15 protein-coding genes and 1 riboswitch are annotated in these 19,331 nt (G+C 73.2%); of the genes, 11 read left to right on the top strand and 4 right to left on the bottom strand.

The features are described 5' to 3' along the window. Positions 1-7: 7 nt before the first annotated feature. Positions 8-1,204: an L-2-hydroxyglutarate oxidase gene (gene lhgO, locus RM555_RS17805; RefSeq protein WP_311412815.1), complete on the top strand. Its 1,197-nt coding sequence runs from the start codon at positions 8-10 to the stop codon at positions 1,202-1,204. A gap of 111 nt (positions 1,205-1,315) precedes the next feature. Here lhgO and RM555_RS17800 read toward each other — a convergent pair whose 3' ends face one another. Then, complete coding sequence (locus tag RM555_RS17800; protein WP_311412891.1) at positions 1,316-1,924, bottom strand: TetR/AcrR family transcriptional regulator; 609 nt, start codon at positions 1,922-1,924, stop codon at positions 1,316-1,318. Between the two features lie 205 nt (positions 1,925-2,129). Between RM555_RS17800 and RM555_RS17795 the strand changes: the two genes are divergently transcribed. The 5 genes from RM555_RS17795 to RM555_RS17775 all read left to right on the top strand — a co-directional run bounded on the left by RM555_RS17795 (position 2,130) and on the right by RM555_RS17775 (position 8,643). Further along, positions 2,130-3,026, top strand: coding sequence for an ABC transporter permease (locus tag RM555_RS17795; protein ID WP_311412814.1), 897 nt, complete (start codon positions 2,130-2,132; stop codon positions 3,024-3,026). Further along, on the top strand, positions 3,019-3,837 hold the full coding sequence (locus tag RM555_RS17790; protein WP_311412813.1) for an ABC transporter ATP-binding protein: 819 nt from the start codon (positions 3,019-3,021) through the stop codon (positions 3,835-3,837). Before RM555_RS17795 ends, RM555_RS17790 begins: the two co-directional genes overlap by 8 nt. 143 nt (positions 3,838-3,980) lie before the next feature. Continuing rightward, positions 3,981-5,483 (top strand): bifunctional cytidylyltransferase/SDR family oxidoreductase, encoded by a 1,503-nt coding sequence (locus RM555_RS17785; RefSeq protein ID WP_311412812.1) that lies wholly within the window; start codon positions 3,981-3,983, stop codon positions 5,481-5,483. A 36-nt stretch (positions 5,484-5,519) separates the two neighbouring features. Next, on the top strand, positions 5,520-7,244 hold the full coding sequence (locus RM555_RS17780) for a CDP-glycerol glycerophosphotransferase family protein (protein ID WP_311412811.1): 1,725 nt from the start codon (positions 5,520-5,522) through the stop codon (positions 7,242-7,244). 94 nt (positions 7,245-7,338) lie between these two features. Beyond that, on the top strand, positions 7,339-8,643 hold the full coding sequence (locus tag RM555_RS17775) for an MFS transporter (RefSeq protein ID WP_311412810.1): 1,305 nt from the start codon (positions 7,339-7,341) through the stop codon (positions 8,641-8,643). Between the two features lie 46 nt (positions 8,644-8,689). On the opposite strand, the gene RM555_RS17770 is transcribed toward RM555_RS17775, so the two are convergent. From RM555_RS17770 to RM555_RS17760, 3 genes are all read right to left on the bottom strand, one after another. After that, complete coding sequence (locus RM555_RS17770) at positions 8,690-9,433, bottom strand: alpha/beta fold hydrolase (protein WP_311412809.1); 744 nt, start codon at positions 9,431-9,433, stop codon at positions 8,690-8,692. 105 nt (positions 9,434-9,538) lie between these two features. After that, a complete protein-coding gene (locus tag RM555_RS17765) occupies positions 9,539-10,384 on the bottom strand; it encodes a C39 family peptidase (protein WP_311412808.1) in 846 nt (281 codons plus the stop codon). Positions 10,385-10,613: 229 nt separating this feature from the next. Beyond that, positions 10,614-10,754: riboswitch (cyclic di-AMP (ydaO/yuaA leader) on the bottom strand. 318 nt (positions 10,755-11,072) lie between these two features. Further along, the gene (locus tag RM555_RS17760) at positions 11,073-12,311 is read right to left on the bottom strand and encodes an acyltransferase family protein (RefSeq protein WP_311412807.1); all 1,239 of its coding nucleotides are present in this window, start codon (positions 12,309-12,311) and stop codon (positions 11,073-11,075) included. 315 nt (positions 12,312-12,626) lie between these two features. On the opposite strand from RM555_RS17760, the gene RM555_RS17755 reads away from it, so the two are divergent. The 5 genes from RM555_RS17755 (at position 12,627) to RM555_RS17735 (ending at position 19,290) form a co-directional block, all read left to right on the top strand. After that, positions 12,627-13,952, top strand: a complete 1,326-nt coding sequence (locus RM555_RS17755; RefSeq protein WP_311412806.1) for a polysaccharide pyruvyl transferase family protein — start codon at positions 12,627-12,629, stop codon at positions 13,950-13,952. Between the two features lie 100 nt (positions 13,953-14,052). Continuing rightward, positions 14,053-14,688, top strand: coding sequence for an alpha-ketoglutarate-dependent dioxygenase AlkB (locus RM555_RS17750; RefSeq protein WP_311412805.1), 636 nt, complete (start codon positions 14,053-14,055; stop codon positions 14,686-14,688). 251 nt (positions 14,689-14,939) lie between these two features. Continuing rightward, complete coding sequence (locus RM555_RS17745) at positions 14,940-16,469, top strand: glycosyltransferase family 39 protein (RefSeq protein ID WP_311412804.1); 1,530 nt, start codon at positions 14,940-14,942, stop codon at positions 16,467-16,469. Then, on the top strand, positions 16,411-17,634 hold the full coding sequence (locus RM555_RS17740) for a glycosyltransferase family 2 protein (RefSeq protein WP_311412803.1): 1,224 nt from the start codon (positions 16,411-16,413) through the stop codon (positions 17,632-17,634). Before RM555_RS17745 ends, RM555_RS17740 begins: the two co-directional genes overlap by 59 nt. A gap of 303 nt (positions 17,635-17,937) precedes the next feature. Next, positions 17,938-19,290, top strand: a complete 1,353-nt coding sequence (locus tag RM555_RS17735; RefSeq protein WP_311412802.1) for a uracil-xanthine permease family protein — start codon at positions 17,938-17,940, stop codon at positions 19,288-19,290. Positions 19,291-19,331: the final 41 nt, after the last annotated feature.

Raw genomic sequence — 19,331 nt, 5'->3', positions numbered from 1 at the left:
AGATGAGATGACCAGGTTCGTAGTGGTGGGTGGCGGCATCGTCGGGCTCGCGGTGGCACACCGGCTGATCACCGACCGGCCCGGGGACCAGGTGACCGTGCTGGAGAAGGAAGCCGGCTGGGCGGCCCACCAGACGGGCCACAACTCGGGCGTCATCCACGCCGGGGTCTACTACAAGCCCGGCAGCCTGAAGGCGACCATGTGCCGGGCCGGCAGCGCGTCGATGGTCGAGTTCTGCGAGCGGCACGGGCTCACGTACGACATCTGCGGGAAGTTGATCGTGGCGACGGACGCCGCGGAGCTGCCCCGGCTGCACGACCTGCACCAGCGCGCCCTGGCCAACGGCCTGCCGGCGCGGCTGATCGACGCCGCCGAGGCCGCCGAACACGAGCCGCACGTGGCCACCGTCGGCGCGCTGCACGTCGCCTCGACCGGCATCGTCGACTTCGGGGCGGTCTGCCGCAAGCTCGCCGAGCTGCTCGCGGCGGGCGGGGCGGAGCTGCGCACGGAGACCGAGGTCACCGGCGTGGCCAACCGGCCGGACGGGGTGGTGGTCCACACCACCCGGGGCGAGGTGGTCGCGGACGTCCTGATCAACTGCGCCGGGCTGCACGCGGACCGGATCTCCCGGCTGGCCGGCGTGCCCACTCCGGTGCGGATCGTGCCGTTCCGGGGCGAATACTACGAGCTGGTGCCGCAGCGGCAGGGCCTGGTGCGGGGGCTGATCTATCCGGTGCCGGATCCGCAGTTCCCCTTCCTCGGGGTGCACCTGACCAAGATGATCGACGGCACCGTGCACGCCGGCCCGAACGCGGTGCTGGCGACCGCCCGGGAGGGCTACTCCTGGGGCCGGTTCAGCCCGCGCGACGTGTGGGACGAGCTGACCTACCGGGGGCTGTGGACGCTGGCGCGCCGACACTACCGGTACGGCTTGACCGAGGTGACCCGGTCGCTGTCGAAGAAGCGGTTCGCGGCGAGCCTGGCCCGGCTGGTGCCCGAGCTCACTGCGGCGGACATCGTCCGGGCGGGCGCGGGCGTGCGCGCGCAGGCGATCCTGCCCGACGGCGGCCTGGTGGACGACTTCCTGATCGTCGAGGCGGAGCGGCAGGTGCACGTGCTCAACGCGCCCTCCCCCGCCGCGACGAGTTCGCTGGAGATCGCCCGGCACATCGTCTCCCGGCTGCCGGTCGACGCCCCGCGCTGACCCGGCCGCGCACGTGGACGGCGGCCGCGGCGCTCCCGGATCGGTGCGGGCGCGGCACCCACGGCCGCCGGAAGAGTCGGGCGCGGGCGCCGAGGGGGTGGCCGGGAGCGGTCAGGCGGGCGCGGCGTCCGCCGCCGCGTCGCGGGGGCGTGGCACGCCGGCGCCCGCGCCCAGCCCGGTGGCCACCGCCTCCACCAGCGTGCCGAGGTAGGCGTCGGTGAGCGGGGTCCGGGAGATCGCCAGCCGCCAGTAGAGCGGGCCGACGATCAGGTCGACGGCCGCCTCGGGGTCGGTGCCGGGCGGCAGCTCGCCGCGCTGCACGGCGCGGCCGATCAGCCGGCCGCCGATCTCCTGCTGCCGGGCGCGCAGCACCTTCTGCAGGGTCTGGTCGATGGTCGGGTTGCGGGCGGCCTCGGCGAGCAGGTCGGGAATGATCTGCGAGGCCAGCGGGTGCCGCAACGCGTGCGCCACCACCTGGAAGAGCAGTTCGAGGTCGCCGCGGAGCGTGCCGGTGTCCAGCGCGGGCAGCTTGCCGGTGGCCGCCGCGGCGACGATCTCCAGCACCAGGTCGAGCTTCGAGTTCCAGCGCCGGTAGATTGCGGTCTTGCTGACCCCGGCACGCCGGGCCACCGCCTCGATGGAGAGCCGGCCGTAGCCGACCGCGGCGAGCTCCTGCATCAGGGCACGGCGGATGGCCGTGGTGATGTCGTCTCGGAGCACTGCCGCGCCGGCCGGCGCCCGCCTCTTCCCGGTCGTCACCTGGAGCTCGTCTCGGCTGTCACGAGGAACAATGTAGCGCAACGACGGTACGGTTGCGTCCCGACGTGTTTCGGACTACTGTCCACGCAGCGGCGAGGCGGCGCTCCACGCTCGGTTCCATCGTCGCGCCCCACCCGTCGTCACGAAAGATCGGAGCGGCCATCCCATGGCCAACACCGCGCTGGCCGATCCCGACTCCGGCCTCTCCCAGGCGCAACTGGCCGCCCGGTACGGGCTGCGGTTCGCCGGCGAACGGCCGTCCCTGGGCGAGTACACCCGGCGGCTCTGGCGCTACCGGCACTTCATCTCCGCGTACGCGAACGCCAAGCTGGTCGCGTCGTTCAGCAACGCCAAGCTGGGGCAGCTGTGGCAGGTGCTCACCCCGCTGACCAACGCGGCGGTCTACTACCTGATCTTCGGCTTGGTGCTGGAGCAGGACCGTGTCCCGAACTTCATCGCCTACCTCTGCACCGGGCTGTTCATCTTCAACTTCACCCAGACCGCCGTGCAGACGGGCACCCAGTCCATCACCAGCAACCTCGGGCTGATCCGGGCGCTGCACTTCCCCCGGGCCTGCCTGCCGCTGGCCGTCACCGTCACCCAGTTCCAGCAGTTGCTCGGCTCGATGGTGGTGCTCGTCGCCATCGTGCTGGTGACCGGCGAGCCGATCACCCTGGCCTGGCTGATACTGCCGCCGGCGATCCTGCTCCAGACGGTCTTCAACGCCGGGCTCACCATGACGGTGGCCCGGCTGGGCGCGAAGCTGGCGGACCTCAAGCAGGTCATGCCCTTCGTGCTGCGCACCTGGATGTACGGCTCCGGGGTGCTCTACAGCGTGGCGCTCTTCGAGGAGCAGCTGCCGGCCTGGGCCGCCCGGCTGGTCGAGTTCAACCCGGCCCTGGTCTACATCGAGCTGGCCCGGGTCTCGCTGCTGGAGCAGGCACCGCTGCTCAGTTCCTCCCTGCTCCAGCTCTGGCTGGCGGCGGTGGGCTGGGCGATCGTGATGGGCGTCGGGGGTTTCATCTACTTCTGGCGGGGCGAACAGGAGTACGGCCGTGGTTGAGCAGTTCGAGTCGTCCAACGACGTCACCGTGACGCTGCCCCGGATCCAGGAGCGGATCCCCACCGTGGTGGTCGACGACGCGCACGTGATCTACCGGGTGCACAAGGGCGCGGGCGGGGGCGGCGGCCCGGTCGGCGCGCTCAAGCGCATCGTCAGTCGCAGTTCGGCCCCGAACATCCGCGAGGTGCACGCGGTCAAGGGGGTCAGCTTCACCGCGTACCGGGGCGAGGCGATCGGGCTGATCGGCAGCAACGGCTCGGGCAAGTCGACCATGCTGCGGGCCATCGCCGGGCTGCTGCCGGTCAACCGCGGCGCCGTCTACACCCAGGGGCAGCCCTCGCTGCTCGGGGTGAACGCGGCCCTGCTCAACGACCTCTCCGGCGAGCGCAACGTCGTGCTGGGCTGCCTGGCCATGGGCATGCCGCCGGCGGAGGTGCAGCGGCAGACCCCGGAGATCATCGAGTTCTCCGGCATCAACCAGCGGGGCGACTTCGCCTCGCTGCCGATGCGCACCTACTCCTCCGGCATGTCGGCCCGGCTGCGCTTCTCCATCGCGGCGGCCAAGAAGCACGACGTGCTGCTCATCGACGAGGCCCTCGCCACCGGCGACAAGGGCTTCCGCAAGCGCAGCGAGCAGCGGGTCCGGGAGCTGCGGGAGAGCGCCGGCACGGTGTTCCTCGTCAGCCACCAGCTCTCCTCGATCCGGGACACCTGCGAGCGGACGATCTGGCTGGAATCGGGCGTCCTGCGCATGGACGGCCCGACCGACGAGGTGCTGCGGGCGTACGAGGCGTTCGCCAACGGCAAGTAGGGTCCCGCGCACGTACGGCATCGACTCGGCACCGGACGGCCGCGTCGTCCCGTTGGGGCGACGCGGCCCGCGCGTTAAGGTTCATCCCGCCGCCGCGCGGGCGGAAACCTCTGTTCACCATCCCCGAGAGTGAGGATTCGGCAATGACGCAGGACCACACCACTGGCTCGGACGCCACACCGGACACCCCGGCGCCGTGGCGGCCCTCGCGGACGGTGGCGGTGGTGCTGGCCGGCGGCACCGGGACCCGGCTGGGCCTCGGCATCCCGAAGCAGTTGCTGAAGATCGCCGGTAAGCCGATCATCGAGCACACCCTGGCGGTCTTCGAGGCGGCGCCCGAGATCGACGAGATCGTCGTGCTGATGGCCACCGGCCACGTCGCCGACGCGCAGCAGATCGTCGACAAGGCCGGCTTCCGGAAGGTCACCAAGGTCATCGAGGGCGGCGACACCCGCAACGCCACCACCCGGATCGCGCTCGACGCCGTCGGCGAGGGCGACTGCAACATCCTCTTCCACGACGCGGTGCGGCCCCTGGTCAGCGGCCGGATCGTGCGGGAGTGCGTGAACGCGCTCTGGACGTACGCGGCGGTCGACGTGGCCATCCCGTCGGCCGACACGATCGTCCAGGTCGACGAGGACGACTGCATCACCGACATCCCCGTGCGCTCCTCGCTGCGCCGGGGCCAGACCCCGCAGGCGTTCCGCTCGGGCACCATCCGCGAGGCCTACCGGCGCGCCGAGAACGACCCGCACTTCGCCGCCACCGACGACTGCGGGGTGGTGCTGCGCTACCTGCCCGGCACCCCGATCAAGGTCATCGACGGCTCCGACGAGAACATCAAGGTCACCCACCCGGTCGACGTGCACCTGGCGGACAAGCTGTTCCAGCTCGCCGCCGCGCAGGCGCCCCGGGTGACCGACGAGCGCAGCTACACCGAGGAGCTGACCGGCCGGACCATCGTGGTCTTCGGCGGCAGCTACGGCATCGGCCACGACCTCGCCGGACTGGCCCGCCGCTACGGCGCGCAGGTCTTCCCGTTCAGCCGCTCCAGCACCGGCACCCACGTCGAGCGCGCCGAGGACGTCGAGGCGGCGCTGAAGACCGCCTTCGAGGCCACCGGGCGGATCGACCACGTGGTGGTCACCGCCGGCATCCTGGAGAAGGGTCCCCTGTCCGAGATGGACCAGGAGACCATGGACCGGGTGCTCCAGGTCAACTTCGTGGGGCCGGTCATCGTCGCCCGCCAGTCGCTGCCCTACCTCCAGCAGACCAAGGGCCAGCTGCTGCTCTACACCTCCAGCTCCTACACCCGGGGCCGCGCCGACTACGCGCTCTACTCCTCCACCAAGGCGGCCCTGGTCAACCTCACCCAGGCGCTCTCCGACGAGTGGGCGGAGTTCGGCGTACGGGTCAACTGCGTCAACCCCGAGCGGACCGCGACGCCGATGCGCACCAAGGCGTTCGGCGAGGAGCCGGAGCACACCCTGCTCGCCGCCGAGACCGTGGCGCAGGCGTCGCTGGACGTGCTGATCTCGGACCTGACCGGCCAGGTCATCGACGTGCGTCGCGCGCCCGGCGAGGTGCCGGCCCAGCCGGGGTCGGCGCGGGTGGAGCGGGACGCCAGCCCGGCCGACGCCGGCTGACGCGGATTTCGGGCCACGGCGGGAATCGGAGCCGACATGCGTGGTGACCTGGTTCGGAAGCTGCTCGCCCGCGCGCTGGCCACCGGCCTGGCGGTGCTGGCGTTCCTCGTCGTAGCGCTGACCGGGGCGACCGGCTGGGGGCTGGGGCTCGCCGTGGCCGCCCTCGCGGCGGCCACCTGGGAGCGGCGGGTGCGGCCGGGCGCCGACAACGCCGCCGAGACCGCGCTGGTCGCGGCGGCGATCCTGGTCGGCTACGCCCGCCGCCTCGACGCCGGGTTCGATCCCGCGCTGGCCGTGACCGCACTGGCCCTGCTGGGGCTGGTGCTCCTGGTCAACCCGCTCCGCGACGCCGGCGGCCTGGAGGTACGCGCCGCGAACCTGCCGGTGCGCTCGTGGACGCCGCTGGTCGCCGCCCGCCTCGGCGACGCGCTGGCGGGGCTGCTCGCCCTGCTGGCGCTGGCGGCCGTCGCGGGCCTGCCGGCCGGTGTCGCGCTGGCGGCCGTCGCCCTGGTCGCCGCCGGGGCCGCGGCGGTCGGGCTGGACCTGGCCCGGCGCAAGTTCCGGCCGGGGGCCGGCGGCTCGGCGGTGTCCCGCGCGCTGCGCCGGCACCAGCCCGAGTTCCTGCTCCACTTCTCCGCGCCGCCCGGCTCGGAGTACCAGGTCACCATGTGGCTGCCGTACCTGGAGCGGATCGGCCGGCCGTTCCTGGTGATGGTGCGCGAGCCGGAGTCCCTGCCCCTGGTCGCCGCGGCCACGAGCGCGCCCGTGGTCTACTGCCCCACCACCAGGGCGATGGACGAGGCGCTGGTGCCGAGCCTGCGGGTGGCGTTCTACGTCAACCACGGCGCGAAGAACAGCCACTGCATCCGCTTCACCCAGCTGACCCACGTCCAGCTGCACCACGGCGACAGCGACAAGGCCCCCAGCGCCAACCCGGTCTCGGCGATCTTCGACCGGATCTTCGTCGCCGGCCAGGCTGCCATCGACCGGTACGCCCGCGCCGGGGTGGACATCCCGGCGGAGAAGTTCGTCGTCGTCGGCCGCCCCCAGGTCGAGTCGATCGAGGTGCGCCCGGGGCCGGCGCACGGGCGGGCCAACCCGACCGTGCTCTACACGCCGACCTGGACCGGACACAACGCGGACGCGAACTACTGCTCCCTGCCGGTGGCCGAGACGCTGCTGCGCCGGCTGCTCGACCGGGGCGCGACGGTGATCCTGCGGGCCCACCCGTACACCTCGCAGAACCCGGCCTCCGCCCGGCAGCTGGGCCGGCTCACCGAACTGCTGGCCGCCGACCGGGCCCGCAGCGGCCGGCAGCACGTCTTCGGCACCGCCGCCAGCCGGGAGCTGACCCTGACCGAGTGCGTGAACCGCTCGGACGCGCTGGTCTCCGACGTGTCCGGGGTGATCTCCGACTACCTCTACTCCGGCAAGCCGTACGCGGTGACCGACATGGTGGACTCCGGCGACCGGTTCCCCGAGCAGTTCCCGCTCGCCGGGTCGGGCTACGTGCTGCGGCGCGACATGGCGAACGTGGACGAGGTGCTGACCGCGCTGCTGGACACCGATCCGCTGGCCTCGGCGCGATGGGCCACCCGGAGCCGCTACCTGGGTGACTTCCCCGCCGAGTCGTACGCCGAGGCGTTCCTGGAGGCCGCCCGGCGCCAGCTCGACGGGGAGTGGAGCGCACCTGCCCCGCGCGCCGGCGGGGCCGGCCTGCCGCTCGACCCGGACGAGGCGACGCTCTACCCCGCCACCTGACCTTTCCCGCCCGGCAGGCCTTATTGCCACAGTGCGGCAACTGCTACGTTCAGGCGACAAGCCGGTCGCCGGGAACGGCAGTCGGGAGGCCCGGGTGCGTACGATCAGGCTGTTCCGGTCCATGTCCGGGCCGGTGCGGCTGCTGCTGGTCAACCAGTGCGGGATGGCTGTCGGGTTCTACCTGCTGGTGCCCTATCTCGCCACCTACCTGACCAACGACCTGCAGATGGCCGCCGCGGTGGTGGGCGCCGTGCTGGGGATCCGTACCTTCGCCCAGCAGGGACTGACCGTGGTGGGTGGCGCCGCGGCCGACCGCTTCGGCTGCCGGCCGGTCATCATCGCCGGCTGTGCGCTACGGACGCTGGCCTTCGCCATCTTCGCCTTCTCGAGCAGCGCCGTCGGGCTGATGAGCGCCGCCGTCCTGACCGGTCTGGCCGGCGCGCTGTTCTCGCCGGCCGTGCGCACCTATCTGGCGCTTGAAGCCGCCGACCGGCGGGTCGACGCGTTCACGCTCTACAGCCTCACGAACACGGTCGGCGCGTTGGCGGGCCCGCTGCTCGGCAGCGTGCTCATCCTCGTCGGGTTCGGGCCGATGGCGCTCACCTCGGCGGTCATCTTCGCCGTCCTCACGATCGCCCAGGCGCGCTGGCTTCCGGCGCGGTCCCCGCAGGCGCCGGCCGGGCCGTTGCGGGCGAGCTGGCGGCAGGTCACCACCGACCGCCGGTTCATGGTCTTCACCGTCGCCTGCGCCGGCATGCTGACGCTGTACAACCAGTTCTACCTGCTTCTTCCGCTGGAGGCGGCTCGGGTCACCGGTTGGGCCAGCGCGACCGGAGCGGTCTTCCTCATCTCCACCGTGACGACACTGCTGCTACAGGTGCGGGTCTCCCAGGCGCTGGCACGCCGGATGTCCTCGCACGGCGCGATCGTCGTCGGCCTGCTGCTCTCCGCCGTGTCCTTCATCGCCGGCGCGGGCAGCGCGACCTGGCTGTCCGCCGGCGGCCGGAACACCGCGATCGCGATCGTCCTGGCGGCGTCGATACCGGTGGCCCTCGCCACGGCGTTCCTGGCGATCGGCCTCAACGTCGCCCAACCGTTCGCGCTGAGCCGTGCCGCCGACTTCGCCCGGCCGGGCCTGACCGGCACCTACCTGGGCGTGTACGCCTCCGCAGGGGGACTCGTCGCCGCTGGCGGCAACACCGTCATCGGCTATCTGACGGACCTCGGTGAACGCTGGCACCTGCCCGCCCTCCCCTGGCTGGCACTCGCCCTCCTCGCCGCGGGTTCCGCCGTCGCGATCACGGCGATCCGACCACCACGCGTCCGGGACCAGGGCGAGACCGGGCACGGGGAGGTGCCCGCCGCACGCCCCGAGGCACCGGCGGCCGCCGGCTCTTGATCGTCGGCCACGTCCCCCGCCGCGCGGCCCCGGGACGGCAGACGGATCAGCGGTACGGCTCGACGAGGTCCAGGACCGCCTCGGGGGCCTCGACGTGGGCGTTGTGCCCGAGGCCGGGCAGGACGGCGACCGGCACCCCCAGTTCCGTGAGCTGGGCGTCGGTGACCATGGGGTCGTGCTCGCCGCGGGCCAGCAGCACGGGCACGTCGGTCGCCGCCAGCAGGGCGGGCAGGTCCGGCGCGCCCACGCCGAACGCGGCCGGATCCATCGCCAGCCGCCAGCGGCCGTCGACCTGCCGCAGCCCCGCCTCCACGACGGGATGGTCCGGGGCGAAGAGCCCGGTCAGGCCGGCCACCCGCAGGTAGCGGCGGGCCGCCTCGTCCCGGCTGGCGAACCAGGTCACCGGCCGGGCCGCCAACTCACCTGCCTTCGCCAGCTCCGCCGGCGACCAGACGGCCTTGATGCCGAGCCCGACCACGGCGTCGACGGGCAGCCCGGCGCTGCGGGCGGCCAGCGCCAGCGCGACCACCCCGCCGAGGGAGTGCCCCAGCACGACGAGCCGGTCCCCCGCCGCGAGCCCCGCGGCGATCCGCGCGGCCAGCCCCGGGAACGAGTACTCCGGCAGCGGCGGCGACCAGCCGTGGCCGGCGAGGTCCGGTGCCAGCCACCGCCCCGCCCACCGACGCTCCAGCAGCGGCGCCCAGGGCAGCCACACGTCGCCGGTCGCGCCCATGCCGTGCAGCAGCAGGAGCACCCGCCGGCCGTCCCGGTCACCCGACTCATCGACCATGGGCGCAGTGTGCCACCCACCGGACGCCGGGGGCGAGGGCCGTGACCCGGACACGACATCGGGCGCCGACCCCCGCGTAGGGGAGCCGGCGCCCGACGGGGTCGCTCAGGCGGAGTAGCCGCGGGTGGCGGCCCAGTTCGCCAGGGCGATGGTGCTGATCCAGTACGAGGCGGTCGCCGGGTTCGCCGAGTCGGCGATCTTCACCAGCCGCCCCTCGTCCTGGTAGCCGACCACCGCGACGTAGTGGCCGCCGGGGAAGGAGTGCCAGCCGCCGTCGGTGTCGGTGGCGCTGCCGGCGACGTTGACCACGACGCCCCGCCCGTCGGCGATGGCCGCGACGACGTCGGCCTGGAGCCGGTCCATCTGGGCCGGGGTGGCGGCGCCACCGGGGATCATCCGGGTCCGGTACGGGTCGCCCTTCACCGTCGCGTTCAGCACGCGGGTGGTGTCCTGGGCCGAGTCGGTGCCCATCTGGTCGGTGCCCAGCTGGGCGCCGAGGGCGTCCTGGCTGCGCGCGATGCCGGCGGCGCTGAGGGCGTGCCGGACGGCCGCCGGACCACAGTTGTAGAAGGTGGTCTGGGCCTGGTAGTCGTAGTCCAGGCTCTTGGCGGCCGGAGGCTTCGGCGGCGCCGGCTTGCGGGTCAGGTCCGGGTCCGGGGCGGCGCTGGACGCGCTGGCCGACGGGGCGGCGCTGGACGCGGCCGGGGCGGCGCGGGACGGGGCGGGCGCGACCCGGGTCTGGCTGCGCGAGGCCGCCGCGTCGTCCCGCAGTTCGGTCGCGGCCACCGGGGCCTGCGCGGCGGCGGGTGCCTCGTCGGCTCCGGCCAGCAGCGCGCCCGTGCCCGACGCCAGCACGAGCGCCGCGGCGGACGCGGCGGCCAGCTGGTACGGACGCTCGGACGTGAGGCGACGCAACTGTCGCTTGAGGTGGTGCTTCACGGTTTCCTCCACGGGCTCGGGGGTGAGCGGCCGTCGGTCCGCGCCGAGGGCAGGGCGGACCGACCGCGCGGACGGGCGTCCGGGCGGGTGGTGGGCCACTCAGGGGATGCGCCCGGGACGCCGGGCGACGGACGGTGACCGGTGGGTCAGCTCAGGACCTGCGGGCGGACGAGCGCGATCACCGCGGCGCCGTGGAGACGGCGGCACAACCGAGGGGTGTACGGGTGTGGCATGAGGATGGAACTCCTTCCGACACCGCCGACCGGGTTAGCTGACGGATTCGGGCGGGAAGAACGCCCTACCACGGGCCAACGGCCCACGGATTCACCCCAACGAGCACTGGGTCCCCGGTTCGTCGTTCACGATTAGGCGGGTCGGCGCGGCGTCGCCTCTGGCGATCGGGTACCGCACCGGACGCGCCGACATTACTGGCCGGTCCGCGCCCTGCCAACCCCGTCCCACCTGCCTAAACCTTGATCGGGAGACAATTTTTGCGGGCACTTCGCCACTGACGTGACTCAATGGGACGACCGTTTCTGCGCGCACCTCCGGGCGACAACGGGACAAGTGGCGGACATCGGCGCCGAAACCCCGGCGGGATTCGGCCCGGACGCGCCCGATGACCGGTTCGCCGACGTGGTGACCGGCGTCACCGAAACGGTCGGGATTTCGTCGGCGGACACTCCGACCGCCGGGGCGCTCAGCGCGAGTCGGCGTACGTCGGTCGGTGGTCGTCCTGCGGGCCGGCGGCCCGGGGGCGCGGCACGGCGCTGCCCCGATCCCCCGGCGCCGCCCCGGGGCCGCCGGAGTCCTTCCCGGCGCCGTCCCCGTCCCGCGGCGTCCGGGCCGGCCTGCGCGGGGTGAGCAGCCGCATCATCGGCGTCTCGACGAGACGGTGCAACAGGCCGGCCAGGGCCAGGTTGAACAGCAGGAAGCCGAGCACCACCGCCGGTCCCCACCAGCCGGTGAAGCCGACGCCCCAGTCGCCGGTGAGCCGCAGGACGGTGATCATCACGAGGACGTGCACCAGATAGAAGGCGAAGGAGACCTCGCCCAGCCAGACCATCGGCCGGGACCGCCACGGCGAGCGCCGCCCGCGCACGTCCGCGTCCGCCGCCGCGGCGATGACCAGGATGTACGCCACCGAGAGCAGCGCCGCCCACAGTTCGGCGCGGACCCACTGCGCGGCGACCACCCAGGTCGCCACGAAGAGCAGGCTGGCCAGCGGCAGGCCCGGCCCACGCCACCGGCCACGCCGCATCAGCTCGGCGGCGGCGACGCCCATCCAGAACTCCAGCGACCGCACCGGCGGGAAGACCTGGGTGAACCACCAGCGGCTCTCCTCGGGCACCAGCGCCTGGGCCGGCCAGAGCGCCAGGATGAGCAGCGGCACCGCGACCACGACGGCCCACAGGGCCCACGGCCGGGCCCGGCGGATCAACGGCAGCGCCAACGGCAGGCAGAGGTAGAAGAAGAACTCGCAGGACAGCGACCAGCTGACCGTGTTGATGCTGTAGAAGTGGCCCGGCCGCGGGTCCCACGCCTGCAGGAGGAACAGGTTCTCCACCGCGACGAACCGGTCCACGGGATCGGCGAACCAGGCCGCGACCGCCAGGGCCGCCACCCACAGCACCACGTGACTCGGCCAGATCTTGGCCACCCGGCGCCGCCAGAACGCCAGACGGGTGTCGGTGGGTCGGGCCGACCAGACCAGCACGAAGCCGCTGAGGATGAAGAAGAACTGCACGCCCGACAGCCCGAGGGCGAAGGCCCAGTCCACGACGGCCTTCTGGCCCGGCTCGGCGATGACGCCCATCGTCGCGACGTGGAACCCGAAGACGAGCAGGGCGGCGACCCAGCGCAGCCCGGTCAGCGACGGCAGGCGGCTGGCCGGGGACGCGGGCCGGGCGGCCGGCGCGACGGTAGCGGCGTCGTTCATGCCGGCATCCCGACGATCCGCAGGGTCACCAGCACGTACGTCTCCTCCTCGACCCCGTCGTCGGGTGTCCCGGGAGGACGCCCCGTGGCGGCTCCGGTCGGCACCGCCCGCCGGGCACCATACCCGCCGCCCCTGCTGATCTTCCCGTCCCGCCCGGAAGCGACCGTTCCGCCCCATCCGGGGTGATCGTTGCGTCCCGGCCCGTGACGGGAGTGATCGTTGCGTCCCGTCCCGTGACGGGATGACGGCCGGCTATGCCCACGTCGGCCCGTGGCCTAATATTCCGTGACCCGGAGGTGACGAGAGGCGGGGCACATGCATCGGCGGATCCTGATGCGGGCCAAGAAGGGCCCGTTTGACGTCTACTCGCCGGAGGAGAGCTACGAGCACAACTGGATCGGGGAGAACAACGGCAACCTCGTCTTCAGCCACGCCGCTCACAAGCTGCTGCGCACCGCCACCGCCGAGATCGCCTCGACCGAGTTCAAGGTCAACCCGCGCGACGCCGACATGATCAACGAGCGGTACGACGTCTACGTGGTGCCGCTGGCCAACGCCTTCCGGCGCAGCTACGCCCACCGCGTCGAGGCGATGACCAAGCTCATCGAGCGGCTGAGGATCCCGGTGGTGGTGCTCGGGGTCGGCGTACAGACCGACGTCCACGGCGACCGGGAGTACCTGCGCCCGATCGACGACGTGGTGACCCGGTTCGTCCGGGCGGTGCTGGACCGCTCGCCCAGCATCGGTGTCCGAGGCGAGATCACCGAGGGCTACCTGCGCACCCTGGGCTTCTCCGCCGTCGACGTGATCGGGTGCCCGTCGATGTTCCTGCACGCCGACAACCTCCGGGTGGAGAAGCGGAAGACGGCGCTGGCGCCGGACGACCGGCTCGCGCTCACCGTCTCGCCGTACGTCAAGTCGATGGCGAAGATCATCACCCGGCACCACGAGCGGTATCCGAACCTGCGCTACCTGCCGCAGGACCTCAAGACGCTCGGCACCCTGCTCTACGGCGACGCCCCCGAGGATCGGGGCAAGTCCAGCGCGATCCCGATCCACACCTCGCACCCGCTGTTCACCGAGGACAAGGTGCGGATGTTCGTGGACCCCTGGACCTGGATGGACTACCTCTCCGGGTTCGATTTCGCGTTCGGCACCCGGATCCACGGCACCATCACCGCGCTGGTCGCCGGCACGCCCGGCTACCTCTTCGCGCACGACTCGCGCACCCTGGAACTCGCCCGCTACTTCGACATTCCGCACCGGGTGATGAAGGACGTGCCGGCGGACGTGGACGCCGCCCAGCTCTACGACGAGGCGGACTACACGGCGCTCAACGACGGCCACAAGGCACGCTACGAGACCATGCTGGCCTTCCTCGCCAAGCACGACCTGGGCAACGCCTTCGCCGACGGCGACAGCGCGGCCCGGTTCGACGCGCAGGTGCGGGCCACCACCTTCCCGCCCGCCGTGCGCCCGGCCGCCGCGACCCCTCCGCCCGCGCTGTTGGAGCGCATCCAGTGGCTGCACGACCGCAACACCGAGTTGCAGGCGGAGGCGGAGACCCTGCGCGAGCAGCGCCTGCGGAGCCGGGTGAAGCGGGCCGTCGGCGGCCCGGTGCGCCGGATCCTCAACCGTTGACCCGACGTCGGCCAACGCCGACGTGTGCGCCAGGTGACCGGCGGGCGACAAGCCGACCCCATCGTCGTACACCTGTGCCAACGGGCGGTACGCTCGCCCGATGACCGGGGCCGCCTACCAGCCGTCGATGCTCGACCTCACCGCCGCGCAGCCGTCGCTGGGTCCACTGGGCGGCCGGCTGCGCCGGCACCCGCTCACCCCCGGCGCGTGGGTCGACCACCTCCCCGGCTGGGTCGCCGGTTCCGACCAGGTCTTCGACACCCTGCTGCGGGACGTGCCCTGGCGGGCCGAACGCCGCACCATGTACGACGCCGAGGTGGACGTGCCCCGGCTGCTCTGCTGGTACGCCGGCCACCGCCCGCTGCCGCATCCGCTGCTCACCGAGGCGCGCACCGCCCTCACCCGGCACTACGCCCCCGAGCTCGGCGAGCCCTTCGTCACCGCCGGCATGTGCCTGTACCGCTCCGGCCGGGACAGCGTCGCCTGGCACGGCGACACCCAGGGCCGCTCCGCGCACACCGACACCATGGTCGCCATCGTCTCGTTCGGCTCGCCCCGCACGCTGCTGCTGCGGCCCCGGGGCGGCGGCGCCAGCCTGCGCTTCCCGCTCGGGCACGGCGACCTCGTCGTGATGGGCGGCTCCTGCCAGCGCACCTGGGAGCACGCCGTACCCAAGACCACCCGGCCCGTCGGGCCCCGGGTCAGCGTCCAGTTCCGGCCCGTCGGCGTCGCCTGAGCCGACCTTTCCTCCGGGCCGGATCGCGCCATGGCCGGGCGGAGGGCCAGGCCGTCCGGTCGGTACCCCCGACGCGGCCGTTCGGACGAAGATCCGCAGGATCGGTGGCGGGTCGACCGTTTCGTGCGCGTGAACGGCAGATGGCGGGCGCCGAATGTCGGCCCCCGTGCCGGGTCGGTACACCCACCGTCACCGTCCCTCGTGCTAGCTTGACCGCGCCAATCACTCTGCGCTGTCTTCGGGAGCTTTCCGTGCTCGTTGGACGCCCGACCGCGCGGTGGGCCGGTCCGCGTTCCCTTCCCGCCCTGCTGCGCCGCCACGTCGGCCTCGTCGTCGTGCTCGCCGCCGGTGTCGCGCTGCGGATCACCACGATGGCCGCGTACCCGCCCGCCCTGTGGTTCCAGGGCGACTCGGGGACGTATCTCAGACGGGCCGCCGAATGGCCGGCCATGCCGGCCCGGTGGACGTACCCGTGGCTGCTCAAGGGCTTCGAATGGACGGGCACCGTCGCCTCGGTGGTGGCCCTGCAACACCTGGCCGGGCTCGCCCTGGGCGTCGCGGCCTACCTGCTGCTGCGCCGCCTGGGCGGCGGCCCCTGGCTGGCCACGCTCGCCGCCGCGCCGGTCCTGCTCGACGCCACCCAGCTCACGCTGGAGCAGTACCTGCTCACCGAGACGCTCTTCACCACCGCGCTGGCCGTGGCGGTGCTGCTGCTCGTGTGGCGGGAGCGGCCCGGGACGATCGCCGGCCTGGGCGCGGGCGTCGCCGTCGCGCTGGGCATGGCGACCCGGCCCACCGGCGTCGTCGCTCTCGGCGCCCTGCTGCTGTTCCTGCTCGTACCGTGGCGCGGCTGGCGGGCCCCGGCGGCCTACCTGCTCGGCATCGTCGTCCTCTTCGGCGTCGCCTTCGCCGGCATCGGTACCGTCAAGGGCGCGCTCGGCCTGGAGGGCGGGAAGTTCCTCTACGGCCGGACGGCCCAGATCGCCGACTGCGACCGGCTCGAACTTCGGCCCGGACTGCGAAAGCTGTGCCCGACGCAGCCGCTGGGCCAGCGTCCCGCCCGGCCCGACTGGTTCATCTGGAACCGGGACAGCCCCATCCGCGCCGTCGAACGGCCCGAGGACCTCGACGAGTTCGCCCGGGAGGTGCTCCGGCAGCAGCCCGGCGACTACCTGGCCGCCGTGGCGTCGGACACCGCCCGCTACTTCTGGCCGGCCCCGCTCGCGCCGACCGAGGCGTGCCTGGCCAACTGGTGGCGACCGCAGCCCGCGCCGACCGACTGGGCGGCGGACCGTGACTGCGTGCCGCGCACCGCCAGCCCCGACTACCGGTGGCAACCGGCGCCGTCGCGCGACGTCGAGCCGAACGCGGCCAGCCGGTTCCTGCACGGCTACGGACGGTACGCGGTCACCCCGCCGCCGGCCCTGGCCGCCATGGTGCTGATCGCGCTGGTCGGGGCGGTGTGGCCGCGCCGGGGCCGGCTGCGACTGAGCATGATCGGCCTGCTGTACGCCGGCGTCGGCCTCGGAATCATGGTCTTCTCGGTGGCCACCTCGATGTTCGACCACCGCTACGGCCTGCCGGCGCTGGCGTTCCTCCCGATCGCCGCCGCGGTCGGCTGGCAGCGGCTGCGGTCGGCACCTCAACCCACGGACCGGACCACGCCGGCCGACGGCGAGCCGGACCGGCTCGCGCCCACCACGGCAGAAAGCAACGGGGAGCATGACGAACGAATCGAAGATCGAGGTCACGGTGCTGCTGCCGTGCCTCAACGAGGCTGAGACCCTGGAGGTCTGCGTACGCAAGGCGCTGCGCTCGCTCGCGGAGTGCGGGGTGGTCGGGGAGGTGCTGGTCTCCGACAACGGGTCCACCGACGGGTCGCAGGAGATCGCCGAGCGGGCCGGCGCCCGGGTGGTGCACGCGCCCATCCGCGGCTACGGTGGCGCCCTGCTCAACGGCATCGACCAGGCCCGCGGCCGGTTCATCATCATGGCCGACGCCGACGACTCCTACGCGCTTGCGGACCTCGGCCCGTTCGTCGAGGCGCTGCGCGCCGGGCACGACGTGGTGATGGGCAACCGGTTCCGGGGCGGCATCGCCGCAGGCGCCATGCCACCCCTGCACCGCTACCTCGGCAACCCGGTCCTGAGCTGGCTCGGCCGGCGACTGTTCGGGCTACGCGAGGTCCGCGACTTCCACTGCGGCATGCGCGGGTTCCACGCCGAGCGGATCCGCGCGCTCGGGCTCTGCATGCCGGGCATGGAGTTCGCCTCCGAGCTGGTGGTGCGGGCCGCGCTGGCCGGCTACGACATCGCCGAGGTGCCGACCACCCTGTCGCCCGACGGCCGGTCCCGCCCGCCGCACCTGCGCACCTGGCGCGACGGCTGGCGGCACCTGCGGTTCCTGCTGGTGTTCGCCCCGCGCAAGACCCTGGTCCGGCCGGGCGGTGCGCTGGCCGGGCTCGGACTGGCCGGAGTGGCGGCGCTCACCCCGGGCCCGTTTGCCCTCGGTCCGGTCCGGCTCGACGTCGCCACACTGGTGTACGCGTGCCTGATGGTGCTGGTCGGGGTGCAGCTCGTGCTCTTCGGTGGCCTGGCCGAGATCTACGGCCGGCAGGAGGGGTTGGCCCGGCAACGCACGTCGGACCGTTGGGTCCGCTTCCTGCGGCTGGAGACCAGCGTCACCATCGGTCTGCTGCTGCTCGTCGCCGGCGTCGCGGGCACCGGCGGGGCGGTCGCCCACTGGGGGCTGGACGGGTTCGGCGACCTCGACCCGCGCGAGACGATGCGGGTGGTGCTCCCGGCGGCCACCGCGATCGCGCTGGGCATGGTCGTGCTCTTCTCCGGCCTGGTGGGCAGCCTGCTCACCCTGCGACCGACGCATCGGGCGCCGGCGCTCGTCCGCCAGCCCGGGCCGGGGCGCGACCAGGTCCTCAACACCAGGTGACGGCAGGGGCGACCATCCCGCGCACGGTCGCCCCGCCCGCTCCCCCGCGACCGGACCGGTCCCACCCGCGCCGGTCCGGCCCCTCCGCCCGCCGACACCTCGCCGACGACGGTGTCCCGAAGCGGCGGCTCCGGAGTCGGCGGGCTGCCCAGCCATCGAACCCGGTGGCGCACCCAGGTCCCGGGCGCGGTGACGTGGGGACCGCGGGAGGGTGACGGACGAGGTGGGGTGGGGTTCTGCTAGAAACGACTCCCGGGTTCCACCTGCGCCCCCGTCACCTCTCCACGACGCGAAGGGCGTTCCATGACCCAGTCCTCCACCGAGCCGCGCTCCCGTTGGTCCGCGTGGGCGGTCCACGGCGACGGCCGGTCCATCCGCCCCGGCGACGTGGTCCACCCCGACGAACGCCTCTCCTGGCCGCGGACCCTCGGCGTCGGCGTGCAGCACGTCGTCGCGATGTTCGGCGCCACCTTCACGGTGCCGCTCATCACCGGCTTCCCGCCCGCCACCACGCTCTTCTTCTCCGGGCTCGGCACGCTGCTGTTCCTGCTGATCACCGGCAACCGGCTGCCCTCGTACCTCGGCTCGTCCTTCGCCTTCATCGCGCCGGTGCTGGCGGCCAAGGCCGGCGGCGACATCGGCCCGGCGCTCGGCGGCATCGTCGTCGCCGGCGTGGCGCTGGCCGCCGTCGGGCTGGTCGTCCAGCTCGCCGGGTCGCGCTGGATCGACGCGCTGATGCCGCCCGTGGTCACCGGGGCGATCGTCGCGCTGATCGGCCTGAACCTCGCTCCCGTCGCCTGGGACGGCGACGGGAGCGGCACCGGCGTGAAGGCGCAGCCGCTGATCGCGGTGGTGACGCTGGCCGCCATCCTGCTCGCCACGGTGGCCTTCCGGGGGTTCCTGGCCCGACTCTCCATCCTGCTGGGGGTGGTGGTCGGCTGGGTACTCGCCGCCGTGCTGGGCGACCTGGATCCGAAGGCGGTCGACGGCCTGCGGGACGCCGCCTGGGTCGGCCTGCCCGAGTTCCACGCGCCGAGCTTCAGCCTGCGGGCGGTCGTGCTGGTGATCCCGGTGATCCTGGTGCTGATCGCCGAGAACGCCGGGCACGTCAAGGCGGTCGCCGCGATGACCGGCCGGAACCTGGACCGGGACATGGGCCGGGCGTTCATGGGCGACGGGTTGGCCACGATGCTCGCCGGCTCCGGCGGCGGCTCCGGCACCACCACCTACGCGGAGAACATCGGCGTGATGGCGGCGACCCGGGTCTACTCCACCGCCGCGTACTGGGTGGCCGGCCTGACGGCGGTGCTGCTCGGGCTCAGCCCGAAGTTCGGCGCGCTGATCCTCACCGTGCCGGCCGGCGTGCTCGGCGGCGCCACCACCGCCCTGTACGGCCTGATCGCCATCCTCGGCGCGCGGATCTGGATCGAGAGCCGGGTGGACTTCCACGACCCGGTGAACCTGATGACCGCCGCCGTCGCGGTGATCGTCGGCGCGGCCAACTACACCCTCACCGCCGGCGACCTCTCGTTCAACGGCATCGCCCTGGGCACCGCCGCCGCCCTGACCGTCTACCACGGCATGCGCCTGATAACCCACCTACGCCCCCCCACCCCCGCTCCGCGCCCCACCCCGCCCCCCACCCCGCCCCGTTGATCATGAAGTTGTTGTCGTGACACGCCGGGCGGAGTGACAAC

Source organism: Micromonospora reichwaldensis (assembly GCF_031845925.1).
GTDB classification, from domain to species: domain Bacteria; phylum Actinomycetota; class Actinomycetes; order Mycobacteriales; family Micromonosporaceae; genus Micromonospora; species Micromonospora reichwaldensis.
This window is presented reverse-complemented; position numbering and strand designations above follow the sequence as displayed.